This is a genomic window from Paenibacillus glycanilyticus, from assembly GCF_030161375.1.
Classification (GTDB): Bacteria; Bacillota; Bacilli; order Paenibacillales; family Paenibacillaceae; genus Pristimantibacillus; species Pristimantibacillus glycanilyticus_B.
This window is the reverse complement of sequence record NZ_BSSQ01000014.1, coordinates 440,682-461,227: the sequence shown is the minus strand read 5'-3', so window position 1 is coordinate 461,227 and position 20,546 is coordinate 440,682. Positions and strand designations below refer to the sequence as shown.

Genomic DNA, 20,546 nt, shown 5'->3' with positions numbered 1-20,546 from the left:
ATTATGCTGAGGCTATTTACCGATTCATGCGTGCTGTACCGGAGCGATATCCTTGGCTTAGTGCGGTCTATGCCGTTTGGTGCTGGTTGTCTTTATTGCTGTTTATCGTTGGATTATTCTATTTCCGCGATTCGCGGACAATGCTCGTGCAATATCTCTGGTCGTTCTACGTGATGATGCAATTCTGGCTGTTAGGCCGGAGCAAAACTTTTACCTGGAAAAAAACCGCTATGTTTATGCTGCTTGGCATTGTCCTCGTTATACCCGTCACCACCTGGACCTTGCAGGCTGTACACGGAATATTTGGCGGCCGGACGATGGACGTCTGGTCCAATGCGGTTGTCACGCCGATCGCGGAGGAAGTGTGGAAGCTGCTGCCGCTTGGCTTGTATTTATTGTTTTCCCGCCGGGCATCCTCTATGAGCTTATCCGACTACGCGCTGGCGGGGGCAGCGTCAGGCGTAGGTTTTCAACTGATGGAGGAGTTAAGCCGCAGATGGCTGAACTCCGGCATTATCGGCCGGACGTACGGCTACAGCGTGACGATGCTGGGAGGGGAGACGATCCACTGGGATGTGTGGACGTTGTTTCCCGGTCGGTTTGAAGAAAGCATCTTCCCTACGCTCATGACCGTCAGCCATCCCGTTCATACGGCGATGGTCGCGCTTGGTCTAGGGCTTGCCGTACGTCTTCGCAAAAGGTTAACCAATTGGGTATTTAGCGTGCCCGCGCTGCTGCTAGCCTTATCGATTCTCGAGCATGCCGCCTATAACGGGCAAAATTCGTTGCCGGAATGGGTGATGACCCTCAATGACTGGACCGGGAGCGGTTACCAGACAAAGGATTTATTCCTGGTTATGCTTGTCCTTGGGATTGGTTTGGACTATGTGGCGCTTAATCGGATCAAAGACAAGTTGCCCTTAATGCCCGGCGACCGTTTTATCGATCCATTGACTGAACTATGGCAGATGGCGGCGGCTTTTTTCCGGCGGAGAGAACGTTTTGCCAGCGTTTTGGCATTGACCAGAGAGCGCAGGGAACTCGGGTTTTCTATGTTGTACGGAAATTCGGAGGCGGAGTTAATCCGGGAGAAAGTACGCGGCAGCGTGCAGCTTCATTACAAGAAGGCAGCGGGCATAGCGGTATTGCTGCTTGGCGCGGGTCTGCTTGCGGGACTAGCGCTTTACATACAGTCCTCGGTAAGTGCCGACGGGACGGCTTGCTTCTCCTGCATGTTCGACTCGCTGCAAGATTGGTGGGATCGTCTCAGCTTCCGGGAGAAAGGGGCGATTGTGCTTGGCGCTTTTGCTCTTGCCCTGTTATTCGTTGGTTTCTGGCCGGCGCTTGGGTTCGCGTTGACAGCCGCCAGCATCCCGGCAAGCGGTCATGACATCGCGAAGAACATTCGGGACCCGAAACGGCTTCTCACTCCGGAAAATGCAGCGGCTGCTTTGCTTGCTATTGCCTTAAGCCGAATACCCTTTGGCCGGCTAGGCAAAAAAGGCGGGGGGCGGCTTAAAGACTGGCTTGAGAAGATGCTTCGGCGCCGGAACAAGCCGGAGCCGGATATTCCGCGCAAGCCTCATGGAGACGGGCCGGATCGGAATAAGCCTGAACCGGAGGAGCCTGAGACGACGAAGCCAAAGGATCCCGATGACGACTACGTTCATTGGAGCAAGGCGAAGTATAAAGGCGTTGAATTGTACGACGGCCGCAACGGAGCGCTTGGAGAATTCGACGGCATTGACGTCGAGAATGGCATTTTCTACGAAGCCAAATCGGCTGAAGGCCTTAACCGCATTCACCCGAAAACGGGCAGGCCGCAGCAGACGCCGCAGCAGTTCACCGACAAACAACTGTACCAGAAGACGAAAACGCGAATTAATAACCTGCTGGAGAAGGCGGTTGGGACGCGGACTACGCCGGACGGCACATCCGATATTCCAACGCTTGACGATATCAAGAACATCCGCCGGTTCGAGTTTCAGCTGGATGGAGATACGCCGGAGCTCCGGGCAGCGGCTGAGAACAGTCTGAACCGTTTGCGCCAAGAGTTCCCGGATTACACATTTAAGATTAGATTTGGAGTGAAATGACATGTCGATTAGCGCATTTATCGTTGATCCAGAAGATGATTTCGAGCGTAGCTTTATGCTGCCGGTTGCGACGGAGGACTTTTACAAGAAATATTGGGAGCCAGCCGCAGAGGAGCTGGGGCTTCAGTGGACGGTTTTGTTCCAAGGAGGAACGGACGTAGAGAAAGAAGACGTGCCGATCATTCTGGAAGAAATCAGTCTGCTGAAGGAATGGGTAAGTTCCAAGATGGGCGGAGATGCCAAGGAGCATATGCAGCGCCGATTGGAGCTGCTTGAGGCAGAACTGCCGGGTGCGTTTCGCCGCGGGAACGCGGTTGTCTACATCGGTTAGCCTCATGTGCTTAAAGGGTTCTATGAAAGTTAGAACTTACCGCATTTCCTGTTTTTTTGTACGATGCCTTTAATGATGGATTAGAGGGAACGTACAGAAGGCGGGAGATGATCAGAACAATGAAAACGGTAAATTTCGCGCAAATGGTTATCAGGAAATTCATTAGCGCTGCCATTGCCACCTGTTTATTTACGGTGATTTACGCATGGCTGGAACCGGATCCGTTCAGCATAAGCAACACGTATTCAAACATTGTCCGTGTTAAGGAAGCTTTTCAGACGATATCTGCCTACATGTTTTACACTACGCCAGCCATTTATATTTACGGGATTGTAACTTCGCTAATCAGCGAGGTTATATCACGGGTCGTAACAAAACGAAGATGGCTGCAATTGACGATATCTGCATTGTTCCATTGTTTGTTTGGCCTCATTCTGCTCCGTATCAGCTTATTGGCGGCGATACTGTTTTTCATAGCGGATACCGTCTTGGCATTAACGAGGAAAAAACCGTATACGGTAGAAATGGCTCTCTCCAGCACGCTTCTTCCGATATGTCTATGGCTTGTAAGTCTAACGTTTCTGAATGTTACGGATTGACAAGGAGAAGTCATAGGGCAAAAAAAACGCCACAGGATCCTTCCTGTGGCGTTGATTATTAGTGCCCCTTGCAGGCTTCCGAGCAATGACGCGCATGCTCCGCTTCGCATTCCTCGCAGCAGATGTGGCGCTTGTCGCAGGTTACATTCGCGCAGTTGACGTAGCGGTCATTCGGCTTGCCGCAATGATGGCATTTGCCGATAACGATATCTTCTTCCGTACGGTTGATCGGCACGGAAATCCGGTCGTCGAATACGTAACATTTGCCGTCCCAGAGACGGCCTTTTACTTCTTCGTCCTTGCCGTAAGTAACGATGCCGCCTTCGAGCTGCGCAACGTCGCTGAAGCCTTCTTCAAGCAGAACGCCCGTCAATGTCTCGCAACGGATGCCGCCGGTGCAGTAAGTAAGGATCGGTTTGTTCTTCGCGTCTTCCGGCAAGTTCTTGCGGATCCATTCCGGGAACTCGCGGAACGACTCGACGGTAGGGCGGATTGCACCGCGGAAATGGCCGATATCGTATTCGTAATCGTTGCGTCCGTCAATGATAATGACATCTTCCTGTTGCAGCTGCTCGTAAAATTCCTTTGGAGACAACCGTTTGCCCGTCAGGACATTCGGATCCATTTTTTTATTGTAGCGCAAAGTAACAAGTTCGTTTTTATGGCGAACGAACAGCTTTTTGAACACATGGCCTTCGGACTCGTCAATCTTGTAGGTAATGTCCTTGAACAAAGGATGCTCGTTCATATACGCCATATAAGCATCGGTCTGCTGGGTGGTGCCGGAGCAGGTTCCGTTGATGCCTTGGTCGGAAATAAGAATGCGTCCCTTGACGCCAAGCTGCTTGCAGAAGCGCAGATGCTCAGCCGCTGCTTGTTCGGCGTTGTCTACGTGCACGTATTTATAATATAGCAAGATGCGGTAAGGTTTATTGTCGCTCATAGGCTTATTCTCCAAAAAACTGTTTAATTTCTTCTTGCACGGCTTCTTCAACCTGCTTAAGGCATTCTTCCTTGGTACCTGCGTAAATCCGGTTCTCATTCACCATCGCATAAGGTCTTGCCCGGCACAGATTGCACATGTTCAGGCAATCCGTGCGCATAACGGCAGCCTCCGGGAATTTCTCTTCGAGCTCTTCCAGAGGCAACAGCGCCATTTCGTTGCGGGTACAGACCTCAACAACAACTAGCCCAAGTCCCATCGTTAATCACCGACCAGATACGACTTTTAATTTGCGTGCTTCGTCATTCACTTTGCATTCCGGCGCGCAATAGCTTTCGTGCTCGGCTTCGCATTCCGGGCAGCAAATATGCTTGCGATGGCAAAGATCGTCCGCGCAGTTGATATAGCGGTCTTCGGCTTTGCCGCAGTGATAACATTTGCCGACGATAATATCTTCGTCTGTCCGGTTGATCGGCACGGAGATGCGTTCATCAAATACGTAACATTTGCCGTCCCATAGACGGCCTTTAACCGTTTCGTCTTTCCCGTAAGTGACGATGCCGCCCTCGAGCTGGTTAACATCCGAGAAGCCTTCTTCAAGCAGGACGCCAGTCAGCGTTTCGCAACGGATACCGCCTGTGCAATAGGTAAGGATTTTTTTGTTCTTCGCGTCTTCCGGCAAGTTCTTGCGCAGCCATTCCGGGAACTCGCGGAAGGATTCGACGGTAGGACGGATCGCGCCGCGGAAATGGCCGATATCGTATTCATAATCGTTGCGTCCGTCGATAATAATAACGTCATCGCCTTGAAGCTCCTCGTAGAATTCGACCGGTGTCAGATGTTTGCCGGTACGTACGTTAGGATCCAGCTTTTTGTCGTAACGAAGGGTTACAAGCTCTTTCTTGTGACGAACGAAGATCTTCTTGAACGCATGGCCTTCGGACTCGTCAATCTTGTAGACCATATCGGCGAACAGCGGGTTCGCGCGCATATGCGCGATATAAGCGTCGGTCTGTTCAACCGTACCGGAACATGTGCCGTTAATGCCTTGCTCGGAGATCAGAATGCGCCCCTTGACGCCAAGATCCTTACAGAATTGCAAGTGTTCGGCAGTCAGTTCCGCCGGGTTATCTATATGGACATACTTATAGTATAAAAGAATACGATAAGGTTTGTTTTCGCTCATGTTTAACGCCCCATTTTTTAAAGTTTATCATTATATGTTAAAACTCTTAAACACGCAAGTCAACAACGATTCCAAGGCATTCTTATGAACATTCATGCCTGTGTTGGTTGATAAAACCAACCCTCATTGCTTCATTACCTCATTTAGGAAAACGGACGAGGAAGCGGGCAAAGTCGCGTCCTTTCGCGTAACGACGCCAATGGCCCGGGAAGGAACAATCTCCGTCAATTTCACCTCGAATAACGATCCGTTATCCAGCTCCTGCTCGGCAAACCGGCGAGTAAGAAAAGCCGTTCCGTAACCGCGCTGCGCAAACTCGATAATCATCTCCGTGCTTGTCAATTCAATGTCCGGTTCCTTATAAATGCCATGACCGGCAAGCCATTGCTCGACAAATAGCCGGGTACTGCTCCCTGACGTGGGCAATAATAAAGGAAGCTTCAATAACTCGCGTACCGAACCCGGTTCAGCAGCCAATTCCTTATAAGCCTCGCCAACCAGGAAGCAATCCTGAATGGAGAGCAACGGCTGAATAGCCAGATCCTGATCGTCAAAGGGCAAGTGAACAAAGCCAAGGTCGATATTTTCTTCCTTGAGCTGTTTGGATATTTCGTTGGTCTTGCTTTGTTGCAGCCGGATCCGAACCTGCGGATGCTCCGCGTGGAATTTATCGATATGAGGCAATAAAATATGTTTGATAATCGGACCGCTTGCCCCAATCCTAAGATCGCCGCCATGCAGATTGGCCAGTTCGAGCAGTTTGCGCTCGCCGCGCTCAATGAGGTGGAAGGATTGCTCAATGTAGTCAAGAAGCGCTTTGCCTTCCATTGTCAGCTTTACGCCTTTGGACCCGCGGTCGAATAGTTTCACGCCAAACGTTTCCTCCAGCTGCTTAATGGCATAGCTGACGGAAGGCTGGGTCACGTGCAGGATTTCGGCTGCTTTCGTGAAGTTGCCCGTTCTTGCCGTATACAAAAAAATCCGGTAGCTCTCTAAGCTATTTAATCGATTTGGCATAAACCCTCTCTATTGCAACGCTATGGAATTGTGATTTCATTTATCGCACATTTGAAATTATAATGAATTTAATCGATATAGTCAAAAGAGAAAGGTTGGTTTTTTATATGTCAGGAAGCAGCTTTGGCACTCATTTCAAGATGACGACGTTTGGCGAATCGCACGGCGAGGCAGTAGGGGTTATTATTGACGGCGTTACGCCGGGAGTTGAACTTACGGAAGCGGATATTCAGGTGCAAATGGACCGCCGCAAGCCGGGTCAATCTTCGGTTACGACACCACGCAAAGAATACGATATTATCCGGATCCTGTCCGGCGTATTCGAAGGGAAAACAACAGGCGCGCCACTGGCCGTTATGCTGAACAATACGGATATGAAGTCGAAGGATTATGAAGCAAACCGCAAATTGTACCGTCCGGGACATGCGGATTTCACATACGTGAGCAAATACGGCCATCGCGATCATCGCGGAAGCGGACGCGCATCCGGCCGCGAAACGGCAGGGCGCGTAGCAGCGGGCGCCATTGCGCGCAAGCTGTTGGAGCGCCGTGGCGTATCGATCGTGGCATACACCAAAGAAGCGGGCGGCATCAAATGCGAGACGTTTGACGAATCCGTTATCGAGAAAAACCCGATGCGTGCAGCCGATCTGAACGCGGCGGACAGAATGGTCAAGCTTGTAGAGGATCTTTCCGCTAAAGGCAACAGCTGCGGTGGCGTTGTGGAGTGCATCATCCGTGGCGTGAAGCCGGGGATCGGGGAGCCGGCATTCGATAAGCTGGACGCGGAACTCGCTAAAGCCATGCTGTCGATCGGCGCTGTTAAAGGCATTGAGTTTGGCGCGGGGTTTGCGGCAACAACGATGTTCGGCAGCGAGCACAACGATGAAATGGACGCAAACGGCTTCTTGACGAACAATGCCGGCGGTATTGTGGGCGGCATCAGCACGGGGCAGGACATTGTTTTCCGCATCGCGGTCAAACCAACCTCATCCATCTCGCTTCCGCAGCAAACGGTTGACGAAGAAGGCAATGAGCACACGATCCAGACGATTGGCCGTCATGATCCATGTATCTGTCCGCGCGTCGTTCCGGTTGTAGAAGCGATGGCGTGCATGGTGGTTGAAGATTTGTACAAACGCCACACGGCTTTGCATGATTAAATTTTATCAATAAATATTACATCCTTCGCAAAAAATAAACTATAATGATTGTTGTTATTGTTTATCAAGCAAGAAAGAAGGGGAATTGGACTTGACGCCGTTTGAATTACTGACTACCTTGCTGTCCATTGTATTTATTGATCTTATTTTGGCTGGCGATAATGCAATTGTAATCGGAATGGCGGCAAAGCGCCTTCCAAAGGATACACAGAAAAAAGCCATTTTGTACGGGACCTGCGGAGCTATTCTGCTTCGGATCGTTGCAACCATATTAGTTGTCTATTTGCTTCGGGTTCCTTGGCTGCTTGTTGCCGGAGGGATTATTCTACTCTGGATTGCGTATAAGCTGCTGGTCCAGGAAGAAGACCATGGGAACATCAAAGCGGGCAATACGTTATGGGCTTCCGTATGGACGATTATTGTAGCCGATGCGGCAATGGGCCTGGATAATGTTATAGCCGTTGCCGGTGCGGCCCATGGACATACGTTGCTTGTTGTCATTGGTCTGATCATCAGTATTCCGATCGTAGTATGGGGAAGCACCTTGTTCATCAAGCTGCTGAGCAAATTCCCTTGGATCATCTACGCGGGTTCGGCCGTATTGGCGTATACCGCTTCCAAGATGATTACCCATGAGCCTGTCTGGCAAGATTGGTTCGAAGAGAACCTGGTCGTGAAGTGGCTGGTTATTGCAATAGCCGTTGTGACGGTGCTTGGAGCAGGGTTGTGGACGAACGAATGGAAGAAAAAACATCCCCAAGCCGCGCACGAGTAACGGCTGGGAAGAGAAGGCTGTCCTGAATTAGGACAGCCTTTTTTTGTTGTTTCATAAATAGGCTCATCTAAACGCAATGAATACAATTGACATGAGATTAAACCTGAATCATAATTAAACTGACCAGTCAGTACAGAAATGGGAGGTTGTTTATGATGAAGTGGGTTAGCCAATATGATTTGCTTCCTCTGGAGCGGTACAAACAGCAGCGCGCGGCAGGAGCGGCGTTGTACAATTCGGATAGCGGTTCATGGTCGGTCTATAGGCATGACGGCGTCAAACGAATCTTTGCCGATTACGAGCATTTTTCTTCTCAGATGCAAGAGAATCCATCCGAAGACGAACCGATCGAGGGCAGCATTTTGCGGCGGGACCCGCCTAAACATAAGCGGATGAGATCCCTCATCGCGAAAGCATTTTCCGCGAAGGCCATAGAGGCGATGGAACCTCGAATCCGGAAGATTGCGGTGGAGATGCTTGACCGGGCTGCTGCCGCTAGGAGTATCGAAGTCGTAAGCGACTTTGCAAGCCCGCTGCCCGTTATCGTAATCGCGGAGATGCTGGGCATTCCTCCGGAAGATCGGGAGTTGTTCAAGAGATGGTCTGATGATCTTGTTGGAATAGATTATTCGCGTTATTTGCAATGCCAGATGGAAATGAGGGATTATTTCCGCGTCCAGATCAAAGAGCGGCGCGAGCAGCCTCAGGATGATTTGATAACGGCACTCGTGCAGTCCTGCATGGAGGATGATAACGGTCTTAGCGAGCTGGAAGTGATCGGAATGTGCATCCTGCTGCTCGTCGCCGGAAACGAAACGACAACCAATCTCATATCCTCGATGATTATGTGCCTCGAGAGCAGCCCGGATACGTTCAACGAGCTTCGCTTGAATCGCGCGCTGATTCCCGGAACGGTCGAGGAAACGCTCCGCTTCTGTTCGCCGGTGCAATTCATGGAACGCAGGGTGAAGGCCGATATGAATTGGAACGGGCATTTGATGAAAGAGGGGCAAAGGGTTTACACTTTTATTGGAGCGGCCAACCATGATGAGAACGTGTTCGCAGACCCTGGGAAGTTCGACATCAGGCGAAGCCCAAACCCGCATTTGGCTTTTGGTCAAGGGATTCATTTCTGCCTGGGGGCGATGTTGGCGCGGCTTGAAGCGAGGGTAGCGCTAGACGTCATCGTTGACCGGATTGAAAGGCTGCAGCGTACGGATGACAAACCGCTCGAGAGGCTGGAAAGTGACATGATGTTTGGCATTAAACAATTGAGGATCAGGGTATGAATGGAGACTATCGCCTATGAGCAGAGACAAAATATTAGACGCGGCAGCGCGAATGTTCTCGCGCAGCGGCTATCACCGGTCCAGCATGGAGGATATCGCGCTGGAAGCTGGCGTGGCTAAGGGAACGCTATATTATCATTTTCCGAGCAAGGCGCGGATGTTCCAGGCGTTGATTACGGAAGGATTGCAAATGATTACCGATACGATCAAGACGGAAATCAACAAGGATCGTTCGCTTCAAGAACAGATCGAGCTGGTTATTCGACTAAACGTTGAGCTATTCTTGGAATACAGCGAGCTGGCGCATATTTTCTTCAATGAGATCACGAACGGAATTGAGGAAGAGGTTCTTCTCGCCGTACGGAATGAACGTGACGCGTATATTCAATTTATTGCCGATATCCTTGTTGAAGCCGGAATGGCCAAGGATGACGGACAAATGGCGGCGTCCGGCGTACTCACGATGCTGAACGGAATGTGCAGCTATTATTTGCGGCACCCGAGTGAAGCGAAGCGCGAACAGATTAACCGTCTGCTGTATACGGCTGTCACGACGGGATTGCTAACAGAACTGGAGTAACCGTTGTTACATAGCCAATTAAAAAGGCGAGCCGCTGAGGGCTCGCCTTTTGCTATAAATAAGGAATTAGTTCTTAATCATTTGACGCAGAACCGTTTGCAGGATACCGCCGTTACGGTAGTAGTCAACGTCCACGAGGGAGTCGAGGCGTACGATAACTTTGAATTCGATTTGGGAACCGTCTTCTTTAGTCGCGATAACCGAAACCAGATCGCCAGGTTGAACATCGTTATTCAGACCAACGATATCGAAGGTTTCGAAACCTGTCAGACCAAGCGCCTGCCAGCCTTGACCAGCTTGGAACTGAAGCGGAAGAACGCCCATGCCAACCAAGTTGGAACGGTGAATACGCTCGAAGCTTTCTGTAATAACAGCTTTAACGCCGAGCAGGAACGTACCTTTTGCTGCCCAGTCACGGGAGCTGCCTGTACCGTACTCTTTACCGCCGAGTACAACCAGGTTTGTTTTGTCCGCTTGGTACTTCATCGAAGCATCGTATACGGAAGTCACTTCGCCGGTAGGCTGGTAAGTGGAGAAGCCACCTTCAGTACCTGGAGCCATGTGGTTGCGGATACGGATGTTCGCGAATGTACCGCGAACCATAACTTCGTGATGACCGCGGCGGGAGCCGTAGGAGTTGAAGTCTTTCTTCTCAACGCCGTTAGCGATCAGATATTTACCGCCTGGAGCATCTGGACGGATGCTGCCTGCAGGCGAGATATGGTCAGTTGTAACCGAGTCGCCAAGAGCAAGCAAAGTTTTTGCTGCTTTGATGTCTTCAACGTCGCGGATGCCGTCAGCAAGGCTGTCGAAGAACGGCGGGTTAGCGATGTAAGTGGATTTCGGATCCCACTCGTACAGTTCGCCTTCCGGTACCGGAATCGCGTTCCAACGTTCGTTTTGCGTGTATACATTTTCGTATTTCGCACGGAACATTTCTGGGGACAGCGAAGCGCTCATCGCATCGGCGATTTCTTGGTTCGTTGGCCAGATGTCTTTCAAGAAGACAGGCTCGCCTTGCGGATCGAAGCCGATTGGCTCGCTAGCAAAGTCGATATTAACCGTACCAGCCAGTGCGTAAGCAACAACAAGTGGCGGCGATGCCAGGTAGTTCGCTTTGATTTGCGCGTGGATACGGCCTTCAAAGTTACGGTTACCGGACAATACGGCAGCAACAGTCATGTCGTTGTCGGCAATAGCCGCGCTTACGTCTTCCGGCAATGGACCGGAGTTACCGATACATGTTGCGCAGCCATAACCGGCAACGTGGAAGCCAAGTGCTTCAAGCGACTCAAGCAGACCTGCTTTTACGAGGTAGTCAGTAACAACCAGGGAACCTGGAGTCAGCGAGCTCTTCACGTATTCTGGTTTAACGAGACCGCGAGCGACAGCTTTCTTCGCTACAAGGCCTGCACCTACCATAACGCTAGGGTTGGAAGTATTCGTACAGGAAGTGATAGCGGCCAGAACAACTGCGCCAGCTTTCATTTCGCTTACTTTGCCGTTAGCATGGTTAATTGTAACGACTTCTTCCGTTTTCTCGTCAGTCAGGCCGTAGCCGCCTTTGTCGACTGGCTTGCGAACGATTTCGTTCCAAGCGTCTTTCATCGAAGTCAGCTCGATACGGTCTTGCGGACGTTTAGGACCGGCAAGGGAAGGAACAACCGTCGAAAGGTCGAGTTCAACTACTTCAGTGAAGACAGGGTCCTTCGTAGCGTCCGTACGGAACATGTCTTGCGCTTTGTAGTAAGCTTCAACCAGCTCGATTTGCTCTTCTGTACGGCCAGTAGCGCGCAGGAAGTCGAGTGTAGTTGCGTCAACCGGGAAGAAGCCGATTGTTGCGCCGTACTCAGGAGCCATGTTAGCAACTGTTGCACGGTCAGGAAGGCTGATGTTGGACAAGCCGGAACCGAAGAACTCGACGAATTTGCCTACAACGCCTTTTTTACGAAGCATTTGAGTGATTGTCAGCGCAAGGTCAGTCGCCGTAGCGCCTTCTGCCAGGCTGCCAGTCAGTTTGAAGCCGATAACTTCAGGAGTTACGAAGTAGAGCGGTTGGCCAAGCATGCCAGCTTCCGCTTCGATACCGCCAACGCCCCAGCCAACGATACCAAGACCGTTGATCATCGTCGTATGGGAGTCCGTACCTACGAGGGAGTCCGGGAATACGAAAGTTTCGCCGTCAACTGTTTTTGTAGCCGCAACGGATGCCAGGTACTCCAAGTTAACTTGGTGAACGATACCTGTATCTGGCGGTACAGCGCGGAAATTATCAAATGCCGTTTGTGCCCAACGGAAGAAGCGGTAGCGCTCTGCGTTCCGTTCGAACTCGATGCGTTGGTTGATTTCAAGCGCGTCCGGGGAACCAAATGCGTCAACCATTACGGAGTGGTCGATTACAAGATCGACGGGTACAAGCGGGTTGATTTTTTTAGGGTCGCCGCCTGCTTTTTTAACCGTTTCGCGCATTGCCGCAAGGTCAACGACTACCGGTACGCCAGTCAAGTCCTGCAGTACGATACGGGAAGGGATAAAAGGAATTTCTTTGTCGTCGCGGTTAGCCGCCCAATCAGCAAGTTGTTTAACATGCTCTTTCGTAATCGCACGGCCGTCAAATTGACGAACAGCGCCTTCGAGCAATACTTTGATCGAAAATGGAAGTTTGGAAATGTCGCCAAGTCCTTGGTTTTCCAGTCCTTGAAGGCTGTAGTAAGCATAAGACTTGCCACCGACTTCCAGGCTAGAACGAACGGAATAATGGTCTTGATTTGCCATGTTCAGGTATTCCTCCTTGAATGATGTTGACGATTTTGTTGTTTCATTCTGTGAAACCCTATTTCAAAAATCGTTATGTCTTTATTATAGCTCGTGATGTGAGGTTCGTAAAGCGAATTCAGGCAGACGATGGCGGATTTTAGTAGGGAAACATTGTGTTTTCTGCAGTCACTTACTAATGTATAGCAGACGCGATAGAACTTCGTTATAATGGTTAAGATGTCATTGTGAGAAAAGGAGAGTGAAACATGACTACATCCAAAAAGCTTGGCAACGTCAAGCTATCTATATTAGATCTGGCTCCAATCGTTGAGGGATCGACGGCCTCGGACGCTTTGCGCAACAGTCTTGATCTTGCCCAACACGCGGAACAATGGGGTTATACCCGTTATTGGGTAGCCGAGCATCACAGCATGCCGGGAATTGCGAGTTCGGCCACATCCTTGGTAATCGGACATATTGCCGGCGGCACTTCGACGATTCGGGTAGGTTCCGGCGGCATCATGCTGCCAAACCATGCGCCGCTCATTATTGCAGAGCAATTCGGTACGCTGGAGTCGCTATATCCTGGCCGGATTGATCTTGGGCTTGGCCGCGCGCCGGGCAGTGACCGGCAGACAATGATGGCGCTGCGCCGCGACTTGTACGGCGGGGAGAATTTCCCCGCGATGCTGGAGGAACTGCGCGGTTATTTCCGGGGACCGGAATCGGAGCGGGCGGTTCGCGCGGTGCCGGGCGAAGGACTTGATGTGCCGATCTGGCTGCTAGGCTCCAGTGATTTCAGCGCAAGACTAGCCGGGGAGCTGGGACTGCCATTTGGCTTCGCCAGCCATTTCTCGCCGGACTTCACCTTGCCGGCACTAGATATTTACCGCAACAGCTTTAAGCCTTCGGCCTATTTGGATAAGCCATATGCGATGGTTGGCGTTAATGCAATTGCTGCCGATACGGATGAGCATGCGGAATGGCTCGGGACTACGCTCGAGCAGCAATTCCTGAATTTGATCCGGGGCGGCGTACCGAGAAAAATTCAACCGCCGGCTGATCTGGAGGGAGTCGCAAATCCGCATGAGCTGACGGCGGTGCGAAATCAACTGCGTACGGCGATTAAAGGCAGCCCGCAGACGGTGGAAGCAAAGCTCAATGCGTTTATTGAACAGACTGACGCCGACGAAGTGATTATCAACTGCGCGATTTATGATCATCAGGAGCGGCTGAAGTCTTACGAGCTGATTGCTCAGCTTGGACTAAGCGGGAAGTAAAACGTGTGCGGTCCACATGTTTCAAAACAAACGCAAAAAACCGGAGCAGGTCAAGCCTGCTCCGGTTTTTTGCGTTATTTTAGCGAAGGTTTGGAATAGCGACTTCCGGATTGGTATCCGCTTCGTAATCAACGCCTTCGGTTTCGAAGCCGAACAGTTGGAAGAATTCGCGGCGGTAGCCTTCGAGATCGGACAATTCGTAAACATTCTCCGTTGTGATCTCTGCCCACAGCTTGTCTACTTCAGCTTGGACGTCATCGCGCATTTCCCAGTCATCGATGCGGATGAGGCCTTTGTCGTCAACAGGCGTTTGGCCGTCCACATACAGGCGGGTTGCAAACAAACGGTACATTTGCTCGATCGTGCCCTCATGGATGCCTTTTTCCTTCATGACCTTGAACAGCGCCGAGATGTAGAGAGGAACAACCGGAATCGCCGAGCTGGATTGCGTAACCAAAGCTTTCGCCACTGCTACATAAGCGCGTCCGCCAGTTGGGGACAACTGCTCCGTTAAGCGGTGCGCGGTTACTTCAAGATCGTTTTTGGCTTTGCCAATTGTGCCGTCACGGTAGACAGCATGCGTAATGGCAGGACCAACATACGAGTAAGCAATCGTTGTAGCGCCATCAGCGAGAACGCCGGCTGCCTGCAGCTCGTCGATCCACATTTGCCAATCTTCGCCGCCCATAACGGTAATCGTCTGGCTGATCTCTTCTTCCGTAGCCGGTTCGATGGTAGCTTCCGTAACAACGCCGTTATGGAAGTTTACCGTTTTGTTCGTGTAGGTTTGGCCGATTGGTTTAATGACCGAATTAAATGCTTCGCCTGTCTTTGGATCTACGCGGCGCGGAGCTGCTACGCTGTAGATCACCATGTCAACCGAACCAAGCTCCGTACGGATCAGGTCGATCGTTCTTGCTTTCGTCTCGTCGGCAAATGCATCGCCGGAGACGCTGAACGATTTCAAGCCGGCTTTGGCGGCAGCTTCCTCAAAAGCCGCGGTGTTGTACCAGCCTGCTTTTGCGGTACGATTGCCTTCCGCGCCTTTGCTGGTGAACACGCCAACGGTGTTGGCGCCGGCAGCAAACGATGCGACAATACGCGAAGCAAGGCCGTAGCCGGTTGACGCGCCAATAACGAGTACGTTGCGCGGGCCTTCGATTTTTGGCTGGGATTGTACATATTCCACTTGGCGTTCAACTTGCGCTGCACATCCAACCGGATGAGCGGTTGTGCAAATAAAGCCGCGGGATTTCGGTTTAATGATCATATGGGAAAATCCTCTCTTCATTAAAATCATAAGTATAGGTTGATCGCTATAAGACAAGCCATCTCTCATTTTACCGATTTTTAGCTCTAAAGGGAAGTTCGCTCATTAAGGATTTCACAAAAAATAGGGCCAAGCCCTTGGCAGCAGTATTTTTCTGCAGGGTTAGCCCTTGTCGCGTAAGTATAGGAAGTCGCCAAATGTTCTAGAAGCGGCCGGCCATTTGCTCTTGTGCAATCTGGACCAGACGTTTGGTGATGGATCCGCCGATGGAGCCCATATCGTAAGTGGTCATATGACCATAATAGCCGTCGGCGGGAAGTTGAATGCCAAGCTCTTGCGCGATTTCGTATTTCATTTGTTCAAGCGCGGCGCGTGCTTCGGGAACTAACAAGGATTTGCGGTTCGCCATAAAGTTCTAGCCTCCAAAAAACGATTTTGAGATTTATTATGCATGAATCGAGAAAGAATTATTCGTTAATTTAACCTTCTTTTACCTGTATTGGACGGTGTGTGCATACGGGATGACTGTAATCGGGCCAAGTTGCATAAACTGGATATATTCCATACTGTAGGAGATGAGATACAGATGAAGGATTTGTTTGGCAGGGCGGTATCGTTTGGACTTGGATTTGCGGTGACCAGCAAGGAGCAGGTTGAAAAGCTGGCGGAAGAATGGGTTCGAAAAGGCGAAATCACCAAAGCGGAATCCTCGGCTTATGTCGATGACGTGCTGCGCAGAGGCGAAGAAACGCGCAATAAAATAGAAGAGATGATCCGTGAACGGGTGCAGTCCATTATAGGCGATAATTATGTAACCAAAGAGCAATACGAGCAGTTGGAGCGCCGGGTAGCCGCGCTGGAACATAAAGAAACACCCGTGGATTAAATTGGGGCGGTTGTATGAGCGTTAGAACAAAATTCAGGCATTTGCAGCGTTATCGGGAAATTGCTGTCGCTTTTGTCCGGAACGGCTTCGGGTATATCGCCAAAGATTTGGGGCTGCCAGATACGGGGCTGAAGATTGGCGGAGAGAGGCGGGGCATTCGAAAACGCACGGTAGGCGAGCGGATTCGAATGTTCTTAGAAGAGCTGGGGCCTACATTTGTTAAGTTGGGACAGATGGCCAGCACCAGGCCGGACTTAATTCCAGCGGGAATCATTACGGAGCTTGAGCGATTGCAAGACCAGGTGCAGCCTTTTACCTATTTGGAAGCCGTACATATTATTGAACATGAGCTGGGCATGCCTATTGAGCGTTTGTTCGCCGAGTTCAGCGAAGTGCCCATGGCTTCGGCTTCAATTGGACAGGTGTACCGGGCTAGACTAATTGACGGGACATCCGTTGCCGTTAAGGTGCAACGACCGCATATTCAGAAAATTATTGAGACGGATCTGGATATATTGTCCGAGATTGCCCGCGTGGCAGAGCATCGTCTCGAATGGGCGCGCAGCTACCGGGTGCGGGACATGATGGATGAGATTGCAAAAGCGCTCCGCTCCGAACTTGATTACGAGCTGGAAGCCCGTAATGCCGAACGTTTTGCGGCACAAAGCAGTAAGCTTGATGGCGTCATCATCCCGGCGGTCTATTGGGATTATACAAGCAAGCTTGTTATGACGATGGATTATGTGGAAGGCATTAAGTTGTCTGATCGGGACCGGCTAGTTGAGGAAGGGTACGACTGCAAAAAACTTGGCGAGCGATACGCAAAAACGATCTTTCATCAAGTTCTGGTCGACGGCTTTTTCCATGGGGACCCCCATCCGGGCAATGTATTAGCTTTGCCTGACGGGAATTTGGCATTTTTGGATTTTGGCATGGTGGGGCGACTAACTCCCGATACGAAAAAACATTTTGCCACCTTTGTAATTGGTCTGCGCAATCAAAGTACGAGCACGATTATCCGGGCTATTAACGGAATGGGCTTTATCCCGGATGATACGAATATGAAGGCGCTCCGGGCGGACGTAGACGAAATGAGGGACAAATATTACAAGGTTCCTCTTAGTCAGGTGAAAATCGGCGAGTCCGTTAGCGAGTTATTCGCGCTTGCTTTTCGCCATGGTATCCGGATTCCGTCCGAACTTACGCTGCTTGGCAAAACGTTTCTGACGATGGAAGGCGTGGCGACGTCGCTTGATCCGGCAATAAGCGTATTTGACGTTGCCGAACCTTTTGGCCGCAAATTGGTGATCGAGAAGCTGGATCCGCGCAGGCTTGCGCGCAAGTGGGTAGACGATATACCGGATTATCTGGAGCTGCTGTCCGATGTGCCATTAAGCTTGCGAAGCGTACTGAATACGTTGCGCAAAGGCCGAGTAGGCCTTGATCTTGCTATACCGGAGCTAAATGCCGTCCTGAAAAAAATGGATCAGATCAGCAATCGGCTAAGCTTAAGCATCGTGCTTTTGTCGTTCAGCATTATTATGGTTGGCCTGATCATCGGCTCGTCCATGGGGCATCAGAGTACGGTGCTGTGGAATATCCCGGCGATTGAGATTGGCTTCGGGATCGCGTCGATTTTGTTTGTGTGGTTGATTGTGGCGATTATACGGAGTAGGTAAGAAGGCAGAAGGCATTGATAATGGAATATGGAATTTCGGAATGTATCTCCTTCCGGTTGCTGTTGCCAGTACTTTACTTTAACGATTCTTATAGAGTGGTAAAGTACATGGCAAAGGCAAGCGCTACGCTCCTCCAGGAGATACATTGCCTTCATTCCTCCTCCATTTGTTTGAGGGAAGCCGGAAAGGAGCAGGGGTGAGTCCCTGCTCCTTTGTTATGGAAAGCTATAATCTTCTTCGGTTGAAGTATTTGATGAATAGGCAAGCCAAGAGCAAAACAACGATGGCTATACCCGCGGTGATGGCTTCCTTGGAGTTGTCCTGCTCAGCAACTTGGCCGCCCATGTTGCCAAAGGCCGGCATGCCGCCGCCGCGCATTCCTCCACCACCACCACCAAATCCTCCGCCTTGAAAACCTTCCGGAGGCTGACCCATCTCGCCGCCTTGGAAGCCTTCGGGAGGTTGACCCATTCCTTCTCCGCCCGGGAAACCTTGGCCATTGTCCCCGCCTGGAGCCGCGCCTTGCTGGTCACCTGCCGCGTTATCGCCTGGAGCCGCGCCTTGCTGCTGGCCGCCCGGGAATCCTTGACCACCCATGTCGCCGCCAGGCATGCCCATCCCGCCGCCGCTGCCGGAACCGTCGCCCGAGGAAGGGATCGTGCCGTCGAGTTGCTGCTTAATGTTGGTTACCGTGCTTGCGTTAGTGGAGATTAACGATGTTTTGCCCGACTCGTATTCCTCATAGGTGTAGAAAGAGGACGGGTCTGCTTTTACATAGGAAGAGATCATATCGCTTAATTCATTCACGCGAGTTTGGAATTGTCCGTCAGACAAATATCCGTCTACGATGTTCTGAAGCATATCATGATATTTCTCTTTGTACGCATCGACTTCGAGCAGCTTCGCGACCAGAGGACGATCGGCCACTGCGCTTTGCGTCGGCTCGTCTATCAATAGATTGCTAGTGCTTGCGCCAGCTCCGCCACCTTGGGCTTTGCCGCCGCCGAAGCCTCCCGTCATATTGCCCATTCCGCCAAACGCCATATTATAATCCCATGGCAGAATCGACCATACGCCTTCATTCTCGTACAAATAATAATTCTGCTTATTACCGCCAATATAGCTGTCCGTATTATTGGTGGCAACGTTTAGGGCAATATAGCCCAAAGCATCGTCAACATCGACATAATCCTTCCAGTCTGTTCCATTGTTCAACTCATCCAGCATATCGATCAGGACATTGTTGTTGGACGACTTGGATTTTTGCGTCAGACCTGGATAGGAATCCAGCTTGTCGTCAATCCATTTGAGGTCACTGCCCGTGCTCATGATTGCTTTGTACAGGGCACCGTACGAATTGCCGAAGTTGCGATCCAAATAGGAATCGCCAACCTGTTCAACGGCCAGATAGAATCCCCACAGCTTATCATTCACATAGACGTTCACATAGGAGAACTTTGGAGTTGGCAGTCCCATTTGCTCCGCTAACTCATAGGTGAGAAATTCCCGCATGTAACTCGGATCGCTGAAGTTATTGTTCAGGTTGATCTTGCTAATGCCGCCTAGCGTTTGGTTCACATACTCGTCAAACGAGAGTTTAAAGCTGTACCGGTCGGAATCGTCCATCTGCACGACGCTTCGCAGACTCAAGTTTCCTTTGGCGCGAATGGCGACATTATCGAAATGCTCACCGTTATAATCAACAGAGGCCGTGTGATATTCTTCAGCGCTAGCGTTATCGAGAATATCCTGAAACTCGTCTTTATCGATCGTGATTTTAACATCGACAACCTTGTCTTTCGGGAATACGCTTTTGTCTAAAAACTGCTCATCCTCGGAGGTAGCCGCCCGGATCGCGGCATTCCCCTCGTCATTGTTATCAGCCGTCGGCTTAGAAGCGCATCCGGTCAAACCGATGATTAGGACGATAGAGAAGAGCGTTAGTAGAAACTTCGCTTTCATCTGTTGCACCATCCTATCCATTACGCTACGTAGTCACCGCTATAGCTGATCAATACCGCATTTCTTACGCCGCCGATTTCCGACAGCTCATTAACAAATCGTCCTTCTTGGTCATTAAGACGAACTTCCAGCGTAATTTCAATATTGCCTGGCGTTACGTTTTTCTGCTTCACGTTATAACGTTTCACAAGCTGGCCGACTTTCTCATGGACAGCTTGTTCCGTCTCGTCGCTGGCGCAATGAACAACCAGCAGATAAGGAGTTTCTACTTTGCCGCCTTTGACGAACAGGAAGAGGACGAGACCAATAACGACCGAACCAACGACCGCCAGCGTGTAAAAGCCTGCGCCGGTTACGATACCGGCAGCTGCAGCCCAGAACAGGAAGATCAGGTCGGTCGGGTCTTTAATCGGCGTACGGAAACGAACGATCGACAGAGCGCCGACCATACCGAGTGACAGGACAAGGTTCGAATTGACGGCGAGAATGACGACGGACGTAATGATAACCATCCCGATCAGCGAGACATTGAAGCTCTTCGAATAAAGAACGCCGCTAAAAATCCGTTTGTACAGCGTGTAAATAAACAGTCCGATCACAAAAGCGATAGCGAGCGTGATCAGCATTTTCGAAATATCGATGCCTGTGCTGAAGTTGTCGAGAACCGAGCTCTTTAACAAGTCGGTAAACGTATTCGTGTCATTCGTAGTTGCTGTTGTTGTATCCATAAGTT

The 20,546-nt window shown here is 50.7% G+C and carries 19 protein-coding genes; 10 read left to right on the top strand and 9 right to left on the bottom strand.

Features of this window, described 5'->3' with window-relative positions; genetic code table 11:
* Nucleotides 1-26 precede the first annotated feature (26 nt).
* From QQK89_RS18675 to QQK89_RS18665, 3 genes are all read left to right on the top strand, one after another.
* Nucleotides 27-2,096 carry a PrsW family glutamic-type intramembrane protease gene (locus tag QQK89_RS18675; RefSeq protein WP_284240152.1) on the top strand — a complete coding sequence of 690 codons (2,070 nt, stop codon included), beginning with the start codon at nucleotides 27-29 and terminating at the stop codon, nucleotides 2,094-2,096.
* Nucleotide 2,097: 1 nt separating this feature from the next.
* Nucleotides 2,098-2,427 carry a hypothetical protein gene (locus QQK89_RS18670; RefSeq protein WP_284240151.1) on the top strand — a complete coding sequence of 110 codons (330 nt, stop codon included), beginning with the start codon at nucleotides 2,098-2,100 and terminating at the stop codon, nucleotides 2,425-2,427.
* Between the two features lie 119 nt (nucleotides 2,428-2,546).
* Nucleotides 2,547-3,026: a hypothetical protein gene (locus QQK89_RS18665; RefSeq protein WP_284240150.1), complete on the top strand. Its 480-nt coding sequence runs from the start codon at nucleotides 2,547-2,549 to the stop codon at nucleotides 3,024-3,026.
* Nucleotides 3,027-3,084: 58 nt separating this feature from the next.
* On the opposite strand, the gene QQK89_RS18660 is transcribed toward QQK89_RS18665, so the two are convergent.
* From QQK89_RS18660 to QQK89_RS18645, 4 genes are all read right to left on the bottom strand, one after another.
* Nucleotides 3,085-3,969: a rhodanese-related sulfurtransferase gene (locus tag QQK89_RS18660; protein WP_284240149.1), complete on the bottom strand. Its 885-nt coding sequence runs from the start codon at nucleotides 3,967-3,969 to the stop codon at nucleotides 3,085-3,087.
* A 4-nt stretch (nucleotides 3,970-3,973) separates the two neighbouring features.
* Complete coding sequence (locus tag QQK89_RS18655; RefSeq protein ID WP_015843630.1) at nucleotides 3,974-4,228, bottom strand: DUF1450 domain-containing protein; 255 nt, start codon at nucleotides 4,226-4,228, stop codon at nucleotides 3,974-3,976.
* A gap of 6 nt (nucleotides 4,229-4,234) precedes the next feature.
* Nucleotides 4,235-5,155 (bottom strand): rhodanese-related sulfurtransferase, encoded by a 921-nt coding sequence (locus QQK89_RS18650; RefSeq protein WP_284240147.1) that lies wholly within the window; start codon nucleotides 5,153-5,155, stop codon nucleotides 4,235-4,237.
* Nucleotides 5,156-5,278: 123 nt separating this feature from the next.
* Nucleotides 5,279-6,172 carry a LysR family transcriptional regulator gene (locus QQK89_RS18645; protein ID WP_284240146.1) on the bottom strand — a complete coding sequence of 298 codons (894 nt, stop codon included), beginning with the start codon at nucleotides 6,170-6,172 and terminating at the stop codon, nucleotides 5,279-5,281.
* 107 nt (nucleotides 6,173-6,279) lie between these two features.
* Here QQK89_RS18645 and aroC point away from each other — a divergent pair, with 107 nt between their 5' ends.
* From aroC to QQK89_RS18625, 4 genes are all read left to right on the top strand, one after another.
* Nucleotides 6,280-7,335, top strand: coding sequence for a chorismate synthase (aroC, locus tag QQK89_RS18640; RefSeq protein ID WP_284240145.1), 1,056 nt, complete (start codon nucleotides 6,280-6,282; stop codon nucleotides 7,333-7,335).
* A 91-nt stretch (nucleotides 7,336-7,426) separates the two neighbouring features.
* Nucleotides 7,427-8,110: a TerC family protein gene (locus tag QQK89_RS18635; RefSeq protein ID WP_284240144.1), complete on the top strand. Its 684-nt coding sequence runs from the start codon at nucleotides 7,427-7,429 to the stop codon at nucleotides 8,108-8,110.
* Nucleotides 8,111-8,262: 152 nt separating this feature from the next.
* Nucleotides 8,263-9,399, top strand: coding sequence for a cytochrome P450 (locus QQK89_RS18630; protein ID WP_284240142.1), 1,137 nt, complete (start codon nucleotides 8,263-8,265; stop codon nucleotides 9,397-9,399).
* A gap of 16 nt (nucleotides 9,400-9,415) precedes the next feature.
* Nucleotides 9,416-9,979 carry a TetR/AcrR family transcriptional regulator gene (locus QQK89_RS18625; protein WP_284240140.1) on the top strand — a complete coding sequence of 188 codons (564 nt, stop codon included), beginning with the start codon at nucleotides 9,416-9,418 and terminating at the stop codon, nucleotides 9,977-9,979.
* A gap of 66 nt (nucleotides 9,980-10,045) precedes the next feature.
* Here the strand turns inward: QQK89_RS18625 and acnA are convergent, their stop codons facing one another.
* Nucleotides 10,046-12,754 (bottom strand): aconitate hydratase AcnA, encoded by a 2,709-nt coding sequence (gene acnA, locus QQK89_RS18620; protein ID WP_284240139.1) that lies wholly within the window; start codon nucleotides 12,752-12,754, stop codon nucleotides 10,046-10,048.
* 248 nt (nucleotides 12,755-13,002) lie between these two features.
* Here acnA and QQK89_RS18615 point away from each other — a divergent pair, with 248 nt between their 5' ends.
* The gene (locus QQK89_RS18615) at nucleotides 13,003-14,016 is read left to right on the top strand and encodes an LLM class flavin-dependent oxidoreductase (RefSeq protein ID WP_284240138.1); all 1,014 of its coding nucleotides are present in this window, start codon (nucleotides 13,003-13,005) and stop codon (nucleotides 14,014-14,016) included.
* 79 nt (nucleotides 14,017-14,095) lie between these two features.
* On the opposite strand, the gene fabV is transcribed toward QQK89_RS18615, so the two are convergent.
* Both fabV and QQK89_RS18605 read right to left on the bottom strand, forming a co-directional pair.
* Entirely contained in the window at nucleotides 14,096-15,286 is a 1,191-nt protein-coding gene (gene fabV, locus QQK89_RS18610) for an enoyl-ACP reductase FabV (RefSeq protein WP_284240137.1), read from the bottom strand.
* Between the two features lie 202 nt (nucleotides 15,287-15,488).
* Entirely contained in the window at nucleotides 15,489-15,695 is a 207-nt protein-coding gene (locus QQK89_RS18605) for an alpha/beta-type small acid-soluble spore protein (RefSeq protein ID WP_284240136.1), read from the bottom strand.
* 177 nt (nucleotides 15,696-15,872) lie between these two features.
* On the opposite strand from QQK89_RS18605, the gene QQK89_RS18600 reads away from it, so the two are divergent.
* Entirely contained in the window at nucleotides 15,873-16,172 is a 300-nt protein-coding gene (locus tag QQK89_RS18600; RefSeq protein WP_284240135.1) for a phasin family protein, read from the top strand.
* Between the two features lie 14 nt (nucleotides 16,173-16,186).
* On the top strand, nucleotides 16,187-17,851 hold the full coding sequence (locus tag QQK89_RS18595; protein WP_284240134.1) for an ABC1 kinase family protein: 1,665 nt from the start codon (nucleotides 16,187-16,189) through the stop codon (nucleotides 17,849-17,851).
* Between the two features lie 225 nt (nucleotides 17,852-18,076).
* On the opposite strand, the gene QQK89_RS18590 is transcribed toward QQK89_RS18595, so the two are convergent.
* Both QQK89_RS18590 and QQK89_RS18585 read right to left on the bottom strand, forming a co-directional pair.
* Entirely contained in the window at nucleotides 18,077-19,813 is a 1,737-nt protein-coding gene (locus QQK89_RS18590; protein WP_284240133.1) for a CotH kinase family protein, read from the bottom strand.
* 20 nt (nucleotides 19,814-19,833) lie between these two features.
* Nucleotides 19,834-20,541, bottom strand: a complete 708-nt coding sequence (locus QQK89_RS18585; protein WP_284240132.1) for a DUF4956 domain-containing protein — start codon at nucleotides 20,539-20,541, stop codon at nucleotides 19,834-19,836.
* Between the last annotated feature and the right edge of the window lie 5 nt (nucleotides 20,542-20,546).